The following is a 13,304-nucleotide window of genomic DNA, read 5'->3' on the forward strand; positions in this document are numbered from 1 at the left end:
GGTACGCCTCGGCGAGTCGCACGGCGACGCCGACGTGCTCCGGGTGGTCGGCATCGTGCTGAGCCTGCACATCGCCGGCATGTACGCGCTCAGCCCGCTGGTGGGCTGGCTCACCGACCGGCTGGGGCGGCGCGCGGTCGTCCTCGGCGGCGTCGGGCTGCTGCTGGCCGCGTGCGCGGTCGCCGGCACCGCCGGGCACCACACGCCCCGGCTCTCGGTCGGCCTGGCCCTGCTCGGGCTGGGCTGGTCCGGCACCATGGTGGCCGGCTCCACCCTGCTGTCGGAGTCGGTGCCGGCGGCGATCCGGCCGAGCGTGCAGGGTCTCTCCGACCTGACGATGGGGCTGGCCGGCGCCGTCGCCGCCGCCCTGAGCGGGTTTGTCATGCGGGCGGCGGGTTATCCGGTGCTGACCCTGCTGGCGGCGATCGCGGTGGTGCCCCTGGTGGCGCTAGCGTTGCGTCCGGTGCCGGTGGGGGCACCGGACGAGGAGGACTGATCACGTGCGGCTGACCGACTTCTGGGCCCGGCTGGACGAGGCCTTCGGGCCGGGCTACGCGGCCAGCATCGCCCGCGACCAGGTGTTGTCCCAGCTGGGCGGGCGGACCATCGAGCAGGCGCTCGCCTCGGGTGAGCAGACCCACGTGGTGTGGCGGGCCGTCGTCGCCGCCTACCCCGACCGGGTGCCCGCCCGGCTACGCTGAGCGGTTTTCGTCGCTCCCGCGTGTCGCTTGCCGACTCGTACACCTGTTCGGCTATTGTCCACAGCGGGGTGCTCGTCCACAGCTCACGGCCCGTCGGCTGGTTTTCTGTCGGACCCAGCGCCTAGCGTGTCCCGCGTGACGCGAAGCTCAGGAAAGACGCCGGCGAAGGCAGGGGTGGCAAACATGGCCGCAGGGCCCGATCGGGAGAAGGCACTCGACCTTGCTCTCGCTCAGATCGACAAGCAGTTCGGCAAGGGTTCGGTGATGCGGCTGGGGGAGCGGCCGGTCATCCAGACCTCGGTGATCCCCACCGGCTCGATCGCGCTCGACGTGGCGCTCGGCGTGGGCGGTCTGCCCCGCGGCCGGGTCGTCGAGATCTACGGTCCCGAGTCCAGCGGTAAGACCACGGTCGCCCTGCACGCGGTGGCCAACGCCCAGCGGGCCGGCGGCATCGCCGCCTTCGTCGACGCCGAGCACGCGCTCGACCCGGAGTACGCGAAGGCCCTCGGCGTCGACACCGACGCGCTGCTGGTCTCTCAGCCGGACACCGGCGAGCAGGCGCTGGAGATCGCCGACATGCTGGTCCGTTCCGGCGCGATCGACGTCATCGTGATCGACTCGGTCGCGGCCCTGGTGCCGCGCGCCGAGATCGAGGGCGAGATGGGCGACAGCCACGTGGGTCTCCAGGCCCGGCTGATGAGCCAGGCGCTGCGGAAGATCACCGGTGTGCTCAACAACACCGGCACCACGGCGATCTTCATCAACCAGCTCCGCGAGAAGATCGGCGTGATGTTCGGCAGCCCGGAGACCACCACCGGTGGTCGGGCGCTGAAGTTCTACGCCTCGGTCCGACTCGACGTGCGCCGCATCGAGAGCCTGAAGGACGGCACCGACGTGGTCGGTAACCGCACCCGGGTCAAGGTCGTGAAGAACAAGGTCGCCGCGCCGTTCAAGCAGGCCGAGTTCGACATCATGTACGGCAAGGGCATCTCCCGCGAGGGCTCGCTGATCGATGTCGGCGTGGAGCAGGCGATCATCCGCAAGTCCGGCGCCTGGTACACCTACGACGGTGACCAGCTCGGCCAGGGCAAGGAGAAGGCCCGGGAGTTCCTCAAGGAGAACCCGGACGTGGCCGCCGAGATCGAGAAGAAGATCCTGGAGAAGCTCGGCGTCGGGGTCGGCGCGGGCGACGCCGCCGGTGGCCCGGAGCTGCCGCCGGTCGACTTCTGATCGGCCGCCGGCTAAGTGGCAGGACGACGCGCCCGCACGGGGCGGGGCTGGGATGCCAGCCCGCCCCGGGCGGGTGACGGCTTCACCCCACGCCCCCGTCGAGGGCGTCGTGGCCGGTCCGATGAGACCGAGCCGGAGGCGACCCCGACCCCACCGCGCGACGAGGCCGAGGTGGCCCGGGAGATCTGCCTGCGGCAGCTCGCGGTACGCCCGCGCACCCGGGCCGAGCTGGCCGGGGCGTTGGCCAAGCGGGGCATCTCCGACGAGGTGTCGGCCGACGTGCTCGACCGGTACGACGAGGTCGGCATCATCGACGACGCCGCCTTCGCCCGCGCCTGGGTCTCCAGCCGGCACACCGGCCGGGGCCTGGCCCGCCGGGCGCTGGCCAACGAGCTGCGCCAGCGCGGCGTGGACGGCGACGTGGCCAGCGAGGCGCTCGGCGAACTGGACGAGGAGACCGAGGCGGAGACCGCCCGCGCCCTGGCCGAGCGGAAGCTGCGCACCGCCCGGGGCGAGCCGGACGCGGTGTTCCGCCGGCTGGTCGGGATGCTCGCCCGCAAGGGCTACCCGCCGGGCGTGGCGATCCGCGCGGTGAAGGACGCCCTCGCCGCGCAGAGCGCCGAGGCGGCCGAGTTCGCCGAGCAGATCGACGCCGACGCCCTGGCCGAGGCCGAGGGCGAGCTCGACCGGGACACCCGCGCCACCGACTGACCGACGCCTCCCAGCGGGACGCCCGCCCCACCGGACGCCCGACGCCCGCTGCGGTTATCATGAGGTTAGTGGCGGAGATGATCTCCCCCACCGCTGTCAACCTCATGATCAACCCGAGGGGGGACGCCCGCGCAGCGCTGAGCACGCGCCCTGCGGCTGGGACGCGCACCGGCTGGTGATGTCCCGCAGCCGGTGCCCGGGGCGGGCCGCTCCGCCCGGTGCGGCACTGTGCCGCCCGGCAACCGTGAGACGCCTGGCGCTGATCATGCCGGTGGCGTCCGGGCGGGGGAGGATGATCGGGTGCTGAAGGCGTGTCTCAACGGCGGCCGGGGCCGCGACGAGCATCCCGGCGTGCCGGTCACCCCGGCCGAGCTGGCCGCCGACGCGGCCCGCTGCGCCGACCTCGGTGTGGCCGCCGTGCACGTCCACCCCCGCGACGCCTCCGGCGTGGAGTCGATGGCGCCGGCGGTGATCGCCGACGCGGTGACCGCCGTCCGGGCCACCCGGCCGGGGCTCCCCGTCGGGGTGAGCACCGGGGCGTGGATCGAGCCCGACCCGGCTGCCCGGGTCGCCGCCGTACGGGCCTGGACGGTGCTGCCCGACTTCGCCTCGGTCAACGCGCACGAGGAGGGGGCGGAGGCCGTCGCCGCCGCGCTGCACGAGCGGGGCGTGCTGGTCGAGGCCGGCCTCTGGACCCCGGAGGCCGTCCGCACCCACCAGGGGTGGGGGGTGCCGGTAGGGCGAATCCTCGTCGAGTGCACCCCGGACGACCCGACCCGGGCACTGGCCGACGCCGACGCCATGCTCGCGCTGCTCGCCCCGGGCGGGCCGCCGGTGCTGCTGCACGGCGAGGGCGCCGCCGCCTGGCCGGTGCTCGCCGAGGCGGTACGCCGGGGCCTGGACACCCGGATCGGCCTCGAGGACACCGTCAGCCTCCCGGACGGTGCTCCCGCCCCCGACAACGCCGCCCTGATCGCCGCCGCCCGCGCCCTCGGCGCCTGCTGACTCCGCACTCCCGGCGCCTGCTGAACCCGCCCCCGGCACCGGCTGACCCTCGCCCTCGGCGCCTCGTGATCTCGCGCTCCCGGTGGGGCCGTGAGCAGGCCCGGAAGGCGACGCGTACCCCGGTTCGCCGGGTCGTTTGTCCGCTGCTGTCCGTCATGCCATCGGCAGCCGGTGACGGCTCGACTTCGCTCCGTTCGGGGGGTTTGATCATGAGTTCTTGACCGAACGGCCCTCGGCGACCTAGCCTCGCCCTACAGGCTCACATTGCCCGACCAGCGCAGGCTAAGCGCACAACATAGATCGCGTAACAGAACAGCATCACTTTGGCCAGCTCCACCGGCCTTTGACGGTCGCCCGGACAGCCGGTCCGGAGCCGATCCGACAACTGCACCCGGCGGTCGACGATGCCCCTGCGGGGCACCGCCGACGGAGAGCTGTACCCGCGGCCAGCCGCTCGGTCGGGCGTCCAGGGCCGTGGAGGCGCGTGCCTGTCGGCACGAACCTCCACGGTGTCGACGTTCAGGGGAGGCGGCCATGGCGGGGCGGCACAGGGACCACGGGTCCCCAGGGGGTGTCGGCGGTCGGGGGTCTGCCGGTGGCGCAGGACGGTCCGACCTCGCGCGCGACAGTGACGGGGCGCCGAGATGAGCGGCGTCGAGGTGGTGCTGCTCGTCGCCGTGCTGCTGCTGGCGCTGGTCGTGGTGGGCGCGGTGCTCTTCGGCGTCCGCGCGATCCGCGGCTTCCGCGCGGCCCCGGCCCCGGAGGACCCGGCATTCATCGCCGAGAAGGATCGCCAGGAGCAGTCCCTGGCGGCGTTGCGCAGCGCCGCCGACGAGGCGAACAGCACCATCGACGTGGCGAAGTCCGCCGCAGCCGCCGCCCGGACCGAGGCGGCCGCCGCGAAGGCCGAGGCGAAGTCGGCCCGGGCCGAGGCCCGCCGGGTGCTCGACGACGCCCGCGCCGAGGCGGACACCATCCTGGAGCGGGCCCACCGGCAGGCCGAGGCCGACGCCGAGCAGTTGCGGACCGCCGCCCGGCGCAGCGGCGAGCGGGAGGTGGCCGTTCTCGCCGCCACCACCCGCGAGCAGGCCGCCGAGGTGGAACGCCGGGCCGCGCGGATGGACGAGCGGGAGCGGCTGCACACCGAGGAGGTCGAGCGCCTCGCCGAGCGGGAACGGCAGCTCACCGCGGCCAGCGCTGAGCTGGCGAAGCGGGAGGCCGGGCTGGCGAAGCGGGAGACCGCGCTGACCGCCGCCGAGGAGCAGCGCCGCCGTGAGTTGGAACGGGTCGCCGGGCTGACCGCCGACGCCGCGCGGGCGGAGCTGATCGAGGCGATCGAGACCCAGGCCAAGCGGGAGGCCGCGCTGCTGGTGCGGGACATCGAGTCCGACGCCCGCAACACCGCCGAGCAGCGCGCCCGGCACATCGTGGTGGACGCCATCCAGCGGGTGGCCAGCGAGCAGACCGCGGAGAGCGTGGTCAGCGTCCTGCACCTGCCCGGCGACGAGATGAAGGGGCGGATCATCGGCCGGGAGGGGCGCAACATCCGCGCCTTCGAGTCGGTCACCGGGGTGAACCTGATCATCGACGACACTCCCGAGGCGGTGCTGCTGTCCTGCTTCGACCCGGTACGCCGGGAGGTCGGCCGGCTCACCCTGGAGAAGCTGGTCCTCGACGGCCGGATCCACCCGCACCGGATCGAGGAGGTGCACGACCTGGCCCGCCAGGAGGTCGAGGAGCTCTGCCACCGGGCCGCCGAGGACGCCCTGGTCGAGGTCGGCATCACCGAGATCCACCCGGAGCTGGTCACTCTGCTCGGCCGGCTGCGCTACCGGACGTCGTACGGGCAGAACGTGCTCAAGCACCTGGTGGAGACCGCGCACATCGCCGGGATCATGGCCGCCGAGCTGCGGTTGGACATCCCCACCATCAAGCGGTGCGCGTTCCTGCACGACATCGGCAAGGCGCTCACCCACGAGGTGGAGGGCTCGCATGCCATCATCGGCGCCGACCTGGCCCGCAAGTACGGCGAGAGCGAGGACGTGGTGCACGCCATCGAGGCGCACCACAACGAGGTGCCGCCGCAGACCATCGAGGCGGTGCTCACCCAGGCCTCCGACGCCTGCTCGGGCGGGCGGCCGGGCGCCGGCGGGAGAGCCTGGAGGCGTACGTCAAGCGGCTGGAGCGGATCGAGGAGATCGCGGCCGGCAAGCTCGGCGTGGAGAAGGTCTTCGCCATGCAGGCGGGCCGGGAGGTCCGGGTGATGGTCAAGCCGGAGGACGTCGACGACATCGGCGCGGCGGTCCTGGCTCGAGACGTGGCCAAGCAGATCGAGGAGGAGCTGACCTACCCGGGTCAGATCCGGGTGACCGTGGTCCGCGAGTCCCGGGTCACCGAGATCGCCCGCTGAGGCGTACGCAGACGAAGAGGGCCGCCCGTGCGGGCCGGCCCTCTTCGTCGTACGGGTCGATCAGTTGCCGCCGGCGCCCTCGGCCTGCGACATGAGCGCCGCGGGCGGCGGGTTCTGCGCCGGGGTGCCCGCGGTCTTGCGGCCCTGCGAGAGCCGGCGCTGCAGGTACTGCGCCAGCTTCGACAGCGAGTAGTTGACGGCGATGAAGAGCACGGCGATCACGACGTAGACCTGGATCGGGTTGCCCAGTACGCCGATGACCTGCTTGCCGATGTTGAGCGTCTCCTCGTAGCTGATGATGAAGCCCAGCGAGGTGTCCTTGAGGACCACGACCAGCTGGCTGATCAGCGCCGGCAGCATGATCCGGAACGACTGCGGCAGCAGGATCATGCGGGTGGCCTGCATCGGCGAGAGGCCGATCGCGGCGGCGGCCTCGGCCTGGCCGCCGGGCAGCCCCTCCATGCCGGAGCGGAGGATCTCCGCGATGACCACCGAGTTGTAGATGGTCAGGCCGATCACCAGGTACCAGAGCGCGTCGAACGAGGCGCCGAACTCGGGGAAGCCCCGGGCCACGAAGAAGATGGTGATGACCACCGGCAGGCCGCGGAACACCTCGACGCAGACCCGGGTGACCGCCGAGAGCAGCAGGCTCAGCCCGCGCAGCAGGTACGCCACCGGCGTCGCCAGCCCGGTGAAGCGGCGCCGGGTCAGGCTCTTGAGCTGGATCCGCAGCACGGCCAGCAGGGTCCCGACCACCAGCGACGCGACGATGGCCAGCGCCGCCGCGATCAGGGTGTTCTTGAAGCCGATGCCGATCCGCTCCCAGACCAGGGAGAAGTTCTCGTTGGAGGGGTCGACCAGCGGCCCCCACAGCTCCATCGAGAACTGGCCCTTCTCGTCCAGCGGCCGGTAGATCAGGAAGTACGCCCCGACGAGCAGGACCACCCCGGCGATCACGCTGCTGATCAGGGTGATCCGCCGCTGGCGGGGGCCGGGGACGTCGTAGAGGACGCTGGTCTGCTGACTCATCGGGCCACCGCCTGTCGCTTCTCGATCCGGTCCAGCAGGGCGCCGAGCGGGACGGTCATGATCAGGTAGCCGATCGAGATGCCGATGGCGACCGGGATGAAGGCGTAGCCCTCGGCTCCGGTGAGCTGGTCGGCTGTGGCCGACAGGTCGCCGACGACCCCGAAGAAGCCGGCCAGCGCCGAGTTCTTGATCATCGCGATGATCACCGAGCCGAGCGGCACCACCGAGGCCTTCCAGGACTGCGGCAGCACCACGTACCGCAGGTTCTGGCCGAAGGTCAGGCCGAGCGACCGCGCGGCCTCGGCCTGCCCGGCGGGCACCGCGTTCACCCCGGACCGCAGCGCCTCGCAGACGAAGGCGGCGGTGTAGAGCACCAGGGCGATCAGGGCGAAGCGGAAGTACGGCAGGTCCGTGTCGAGCCGGCTGAACACCGCGTCCAGGCCGGGGAGGCGCAGGAAGTCGGCGTTGGAGCCGAGCGCCGGCAGGCCGAAGGCGGCGAAGAACATCACCACGGTCAGCGGCATGTTCCGGAAGACGTTCACATACCCGGTGCCGACCGCGCGCAGCGGCGGCACCGGGGAGATGCGGAGTACCGCCACGACGGCGCCCAGGATCAGGGCGCCGATCGCGGCGAGTACGCAGATCTGGAGGGTGAGCCAGAAACCACCCGCAAAGACGTCGAACTTGTCGATGAGCACGTTCACGGGTCGGTGTTCCTCCCCACCCTCGGCGATCGAAGGATCAGATCAGTAGCGGTTGACGGTCGGGGCGGTGCCCAGCTCCGCGCCGAACTTGCCGGCGGTGTCGTCCCAGGCCTTCTTCCAGCTGCCGTCGGCGAACGCCTTCTCGAGCGTGTCGTTGATGAAGGTGCGGAACGCGGTGTCCTCCTTCTTCACCCCGATGCCGTACGGCTCCTTGGTGAAGTTGTCACCGGCCAGCTTGAACGACGCCTCGTCCTTGGCGATGTAGCCGAGCAGGATCACGTTGTCCGTGGTGACGGCGTCGACCTGACCGCCCTTGAGGGCGTCGCGGCACTTGTCGTAGGTGTCGAAGAGCACCAGCTGGGTGGCGACGTCCTTGACGTACTGCTTGATCGTCTCGGCCGGGGTCGAGCCGGTGACCGAGCAGACCTTCTTGGTGCCGTCCTTGAAGGAGTCCGGGCCGGTGATCGTGGCGTCGTCCTTCTTGACCAGGATGTTCTGGCCGGCCTCGTAGTACGGGCCCGCGAAGGCGATGCGCTCCTTGCGCTTGTCGTTGATCGTGTACGTCGCCGCGACGAGGTCGACGGTGCCGTTGACGATGACGTCCTCACGGACCTTCGACGGCGTCTCGACGTACTCGATCTTGTCCGCGGGGATGCCGAGTTCCTTGACGATGATCTTGGCGATCTCGACGTCGAAGCCCTCCGGCTTGCCCGACAGGCCCTTCTGACCGAAGCCCGGCTGGTCGAACTTGGTGCCGATCTTGATCTTCTGGGCCTTGTTGAGCTTCTCCATGGTGCTGCCGGCGGCGAACGACTTGCTGCCGGCGCCGGTGCCCTCGTCGGAATCGCCGCCGCAGGCGGCCATGCCGAGCGCCAGGGTGGCGGCCGCCGCGAGCGCGGCTACGCGCTTGATACGCATACTCATCTCCTTCTTGGACGAGCCCGCCGCAGGACGGCGTGCTCCACGTACGGACGCCTAGTGCGTGAGGATCTTGGAGAGGAAGTCCCTGGCCCGCTCGCTGCGGGGGTTCGCGAAGAACTCGGCCGGCGGGGCGTCCTCGACGAGCTGGCCGTCGGCCATGAAGATGACCCGGTTCGCGGCGTGCCGGGCGAAGCCCATCTCGTGGGTCACCACGACCATGGTCATGCCGTCGCGGGCCAGCGAGGTCATCACGTCCAGCACCTCGCCGACCATCTCCGGGTCGAGCGCGCTGGTCGGCTCGTCGAAGAGCATCGCCTTGGGCTGCATGGCCAGCGCGCGGGCGATCGCGGCGCGCTGCTGCTGGCCGCCGGAGAGCTGAGCGGGGTACTTGTCGGCCTGGTTGGCGATGCCGACCCGGTCCAGCAGGGCCAGGCCGCGCTCGCGGGCGACGGCCGGCTTCTCCTTGCGGACCTTGATCGGGCCGATGGTGACGTTCTCCAGGATCGTCTTGTGCGCGAAGAGGTTGAACGACTGGAAGACCATGCCGACCTCGCTGCGCAGCTTCGCCAGCGCCCGACCCTCGGCGGGCAGCGGCTGCCCGTCGAAGGTGATGGTGCCGGAGTCGATGGGCTCCAGCCGGTTGATCGTCCGGCAGAGCGTCGACTTGCCGGAGCCGGAAGGGCCGATCACCACGACCACTTCGCCCCTGCCGACGGAGAGCGACACGTCGTCCAACACGTGCAGCGGGCCGAAGTACTTGTTGACCCCGTCCAGCACGATGAGCGGTTCGCCCGTCGTCACGTCGTACACCGTCCCTGTCGTCTGTCCCGGAAGCGGGGTCGGTCGACCCCCGGTTGGGCAACTGTAGGCGGGGTGAAGTGGCGGAACGCAACCTGGTTGGTCACGGAGCGGTAACACCACTGCCGGCCGTGCCCAGGAGTCCGAATTCCGCCCCGGCGCGGGGAGTTCGAGTGGCGGTGGCGGCGCTCCGCCGAGATCATGTGGGGATGACCGACCGGGTCCGTCTGACCGATTACGCCCGTGGCGGCGGCTGCGCCTGCAAGATCCCGCCCGGCGAGCTGGAGGCGATGGTGGCCGGGCTGGGCCCGGCCGCCGGCACCGCCGAACTGCTGGTCGGGCTGGACCACGGCGACGACGCCGCGGTGGTCCGCCTGGACGAGCGGACCGGGCTGGTCAGCACCGCCGACTTCTTCACCCCGGTGGTCGACGACCCGTACGACTGGGGCCGGATCGCCGCCGCCAACGCGCTGTCGGACGTGTACGCCATGGGCGGCACCCCGCTGGTCGCGTTGAACCTGCTCTGCTGGCCGCGCGAGGTGCTCCCGCTGGAACTGGCCCGCGAGGTGCTGCGCGGCGGGCAGGACGTCACCCGGGAGGCCGGCTGCCACCTCGCCGGCGGGCACAGCGTCGACGACGACGGCCCCAAGTACGGCCTGGCCGTCACCGGCGTGGTCCGCCCCGAGGAGCTGATCACCCTGGACGCCGGCCGGGCCGGCCTGCCGCTGTCGCTGACCAAGCCGCTCGGCGTCGGGGTGCTCAACACCCGGCACAAGCGGACCGGCGAGCGGTTCGCCGAGGCCGTCGCCTCGATGGCCGCGCTCAACTCCGATGCCGCCCGCGCGGCGGTCGCGGCCGGCATCCGCTGCGGCACCGACGTCACCGGCTTCGGCCTGCTCGGGCACGCCGCGAAGCTGGCCCGGGCCAGCCGCCTCACGGTCGCGATCGACACCGCCCGGGTGCCGTACCTGCCGGGCGCGCGGGAGGCCGTCCGGGACGGGTACGTCAGCGGCGGCACCCGGCGCAACCTGGACTGGGTGACCCCGTGGACCGACTTCGGGTCCACCGACGAGGCGGACCGGCTGCTGCTCGCCGACGCGCAGACCTCCGGCGGGCTGCTGGTCGCCGGCGAGGTCCCCGGTGGCACCGTGGTCGGCGAGCTGCTGCCCGCCGGCGAGCACCGGCTCGTGCTCCGCTGACCCCGCCCACCGGACCGCCCCGGCGAGGAGGAGTCGCGGCGGCGCGAAACCCGACACGAACCCGCCGGCCCCGGTTGTCCGGATCGGGCACCATACCCGATAAACTGTCACCTTCCTGCTACTCGGTGCAACGGCGCCCGAGGAAATTTTGCCCGGAATGGTCACAGACCGGTAACTTGGCCCCGGCTGAGGTCATATGCACCCCACCATCGTCAGTAAGGCCCGATCCGGAGGCCGGTGGGACGAACGCAGCGAGGAGGCGGCATGACCGAGCTGTGGAACTGGAGAATCGACGGGGCGGCACCCGTGGAGGTGTACCCCGCGCTGGCCGAGGCGCTCGGTCGGGTGGTGATGCCCCTCGCCGTCGCCGACCCGGCCCGGCTGCCCACGTACGCGGTGATCTGCGACGTGTGGGAGGCGCCGGGGGAGTTCGGCACGGTGGTGGACTGCTACGGGGTGCCCGAGCGGCTGAGCGAGCGCACCAGCATCGCCGCGCTGGCCCGGCTGCTGGACCGCAACTGCCTGCTGACCGACGACACCCTCGACGCCGGCCGGCACCTGCTGGTCGCGCCGGACGGCACGATCCGCCCGGTGCACTTCGACGTGACCGAGACCGACGACGGCGAGGTGCTCAGCAACCAGCGGCTCTGCACGCTGGCCCATCCCGGCTGCCGGGGCTGGTCCCGGTGCCACCGCTCGCGCTGGGCCCCCGACTCAATCAACCCCGCCCTAGCCGCCGCCTGACCCCGCCGGGGCCACCCCCCCCGGCCCCATTCGCGCGCACTTTCGGAGAAAGCGGGGCCATCAAGGCCGGAATAGCCCCTCTTTCTCGGAAAGTGCAGGCGCAGGGGACGTCCCGGGAGCGGGGTGTGGGTCGGGTCAGCTGGCGCGTGCGGGGCGGGAGCCGCGGACCTGGAGCTGGTCGAGCAGGGTCGCCGTGGCGGCGGCCACCGCGCGCACCGCCGCGTCGAACGCCTCGGCGTTGTGCGCGGCCGGGGCGCGGAAGCCGGAGATCTTGCGGACGTACTGCAACGCCGCCGCCTCGATGTCGGCCGGCGTCACCTCCGGCACGTACGGCTCACGCAGGGTCTTGATGCTTCGGCACATGGCTCCTCCTCGTTCGGGTCCACCCGGTCGGCCCGGATACGCTGTGCACGTCATGACTACCGCAGCCGCCAGCAGCCCGCGCACCTACCAGGTGCGCACGTACGGCTGCCAGATGAACGTGCACGACTCCGAGCGCATTTCCGGCCTGCTGGAGCAGGCCGGCTACGTGCGCGCCGCCGAGGTCGACGACAACCCGGACGTGGTGGTGTTCAACACCTGCGCCGTCCGGGAGAACGCCGACAACCGGCTCTACGGCAACCTGGGTCATCTGCGCCCCGTGAAGGACAAGCACCCCGGCATGCAGATCGCCGTCGGCGGCTGCCTGGCCCAGAAGGACCGCGGCGAGATCGTCCGTAAGGCCCCCTGGGTCGACGTCGTCTTCGGCACGCACAACATCGGCTCGCTGCCGGTGCTGCTGGAGCGGGCCCGGCACAACACCGCCGCCGAGGTGGAGATCCTCGAATCCCTCGACGTCTTCCCGTCGACGCTGCCCACCCGGCGCGAGTCGACGTACGCCGGCTGGGTGTCGATCTCGGTGGGCTGCAACAACACCTGCACGTTCTGCATCGTGCCCTCCCTGCGCGGCAAGGAGAAGGACCGCCGCCCCGGCGACATCCTCTCCGAGGTGCGCGCCCTGGTCGACGAGGGCGTGCTGGAGGTGACCCTGCTCGGGCAGAACGTCAACTCCTACGGCGTCGAGTTCGGCGACCGGTACGCGTTCGGCAAGCTGCTGCGCGCCTGCGGTGACATCGAGGGCCTGGAGCGGGTCCGGTTCACCAGCCCGCACCCGAAGGACTTCACCGACGACGTGATCGCCGCGATGGCCGAGACGCCGAACGTCTGCCACTCGCTGCACATGCCGTTGCAGTCCGGCTCGGACGACGTGCTGCGCGCGATGCGCCGCTCGTACCGGTCGGAGAAGTACCTGGGGATCATCGAGAAGGTCCGGGCGGCGATGCCGGACGCGGCGATCACCACCGACATCATCGTCGGCTTCCCCGGCGAAACCGAGGCCGACTTCCAGCGCACCCTGGACGTGGTCCGCGAGGCCCGGTTCTCCTCGGCGTTCACCTTCCAGTACTCCAAGCGCCCCGGCACCCCGGCGGCCACCATGGACGGCCAGCTGCCCAAGCAGGTCGTGCAGGAGCGCTACGAGCGGCTCATCGCCTGCGTGGAGGAGATCACCTGGGCGGAGAACAAGCGCCTGGTGGGGGAGACCGTCGAGGTGCTGGTCGCCGTCGGCGAGGGGCGCAAGGACGAGCGCACCGGCCGGATGTCCGGCCGCGCCCGCGACGGCGGCTGGTCCACTTCGATGCGGGCTCCCTGGTCGGGCAGATCCGCCCCGGCGACATCGTGCACACCACCGTGACCTACGCCGCCCCGCACCACCTCAACGCCGACGGCGAGCCGCTGTCGCACCGGCGTACCCGGGCCGGCGACGCCGCCGAGGCGGGCCGCAACCCGCGTACCCCCGGGGTGCTGCTCGGGC

Annotated in this window: 12 protein-coding genes and 2 pseudogenes; 9 read left to right on the top strand and 5 right to left on the bottom strand. The window is 71.8% G+C overall.

Annotation, left to right across the window (positions count from 1 at the left end):
• The 6 genes and pseudogenes from JNW89_RS12385 to rny form a co-directional block, all read left to right on the top strand.
• The coding region (locus JNW89_RS12385; RefSeq protein ID WP_238449036.1) for an MFS transporter at positions 1–496 on the top strand (496 nt) is incomplete at its 5' end.
• A 4-nt stretch (positions 497–500) separates the two neighbouring features.
• Positions 501–701 carry a DUF3046 domain-containing protein gene (locus JNW89_RS12390; protein WP_088963362.1) on the top strand — a complete coding sequence of 67 codons (201 nt, stop codon included), beginning with the start codon at positions 501–503 and terminating at the stop codon, positions 699–701.
• Positions 702–884: 183 nt separating this feature from the next.
• The gene (gene recA / locus JNW89_RS12395) at positions 885–1,931 is read left to right on the top strand and encodes a recombinase RecA (RefSeq protein WP_238449037.1); all 1,047 of its coding nucleotides are present in this window, start codon (positions 885–887) and stop codon (positions 1,929–1,931) included.
• Between the two features lie 15 nt (positions 1,932–1,946).
• A complete protein-coding gene (locus tag JNW89_RS12400) occupies positions 1,947–2,642 on the top strand; it encodes a regulatory protein RecX (protein WP_238449038.1) in 696 nt (231 codons plus the stop codon).
• Between the two features lie 300 nt (positions 2,643–2,942).
• Positions 2,943–3,647, top strand: coding sequence for a 3-keto-5-aminohexanoate cleavage protein (locus JNW89_RS12405; RefSeq protein ID WP_238449039.1), 705 nt, complete (start codon positions 2,943–2,945; stop codon positions 3,645–3,647).
• A gap of 644 nt (positions 3,648–4,291) precedes the next feature.
• Positions 4,292–6,057, top strand: a pseudogene (rny, locus tag JNW89_RS12410) (ribonuclease Y).
• A 60-nt stretch (positions 6,058–6,117) separates the two neighbouring features.
• Here the strand turns inward: rny and JNW89_RS12415 are convergent.
• From JNW89_RS12415 to JNW89_RS12430, 4 genes are read right to left on the bottom strand one after another with little or no spacing between them, the layout of a single operon-like run.
• The gene (locus tag JNW89_RS12415) at positions 6,118–7,086 is read right to left on the bottom strand and encodes an amino acid ABC transporter permease (protein WP_238449040.1); all 969 of its coding nucleotides are present in this window, start codon (positions 7,084–7,086) and stop codon (positions 6,118–6,120) included.
• Positions 7,083–7,790 carry an amino acid ABC transporter permease gene (locus JNW89_RS12420; protein WP_238449041.1) on the bottom strand — a complete coding sequence of 236 codons (708 nt, stop codon included), beginning with the start codon at positions 7,788–7,790 and terminating at the stop codon, positions 7,083–7,085. Before JNW89_RS12420 ends, JNW89_RS12415 begins: the two co-directional genes overlap by 4 nt.
• Before the next feature lie 42 nt (positions 7,791–7,832).
• A complete protein-coding gene (locus JNW89_RS12425) occupies positions 7,833–8,708 on the bottom strand; it encodes a glutamate ABC transporter substrate-binding protein (RefSeq protein WP_238449046.1) in 876 nt (291 codons plus the stop codon).
• A 57-nt stretch (positions 8,709–8,765) separates the two neighbouring features.
• Positions 8,766–9,521, bottom strand: coding sequence for an amino acid ABC transporter ATP-binding protein (locus tag JNW89_RS12430; RefSeq protein ID WP_238449042.1), 756 nt, complete (start codon positions 9,519–9,521; stop codon positions 8,766–8,768).
• Positions 9,522–9,712: 191 nt separating this feature from the next.
• On the opposite strand from JNW89_RS12430, the gene selD reads away from it, so the two are divergent.
• Positions 9,713–10,708 carry a selenide, water dikinase SelD gene (selD, locus tag JNW89_RS12435; RefSeq protein WP_375155085.1) on the top strand — a complete coding sequence of 332 codons (996 nt, stop codon included), beginning with the start codon at positions 9,713–9,715 and terminating at the stop codon, positions 10,706–10,708.
• Positions 10,709–10,972: 264 nt separating this feature from the next.
• Positions 10,973–11,452 (top strand): hypothetical protein, encoded by a 480-nt coding sequence (locus tag JNW89_RS12440; RefSeq protein WP_238449044.1) that lies wholly within the window; start codon positions 10,973–10,975, stop codon positions 11,450–11,452.
• A gap of 135 nt (positions 11,453–11,587) precedes the next feature.
• Here the strand turns inward: JNW89_RS12440 and JNW89_RS12445 are convergent, their stop codons facing one another.
• Positions 11,588–11,815, bottom strand: coding sequence for a DUF2277 domain-containing protein (locus JNW89_RS12445; RefSeq protein ID WP_238449045.1), 228 nt, complete (start codon positions 11,813–11,815; stop codon positions 11,588–11,590).
• A 52-nt stretch (positions 11,816–11,867) separates the two neighbouring features.
• Here JNW89_RS12445 and miaB point away from each other — a divergent pair.
• A pseudogene (gene miaB, locus JNW89_RS12450) lies at positions 11,868–13,304 on the top strand (tRNA (N6-isopentenyl adenosine(37)-C2)-methylthiotransferase MiaB); the annotation flags it as partial.

The organism is Micromonospora sp. 4G55, from assembly GCF_016803375.1.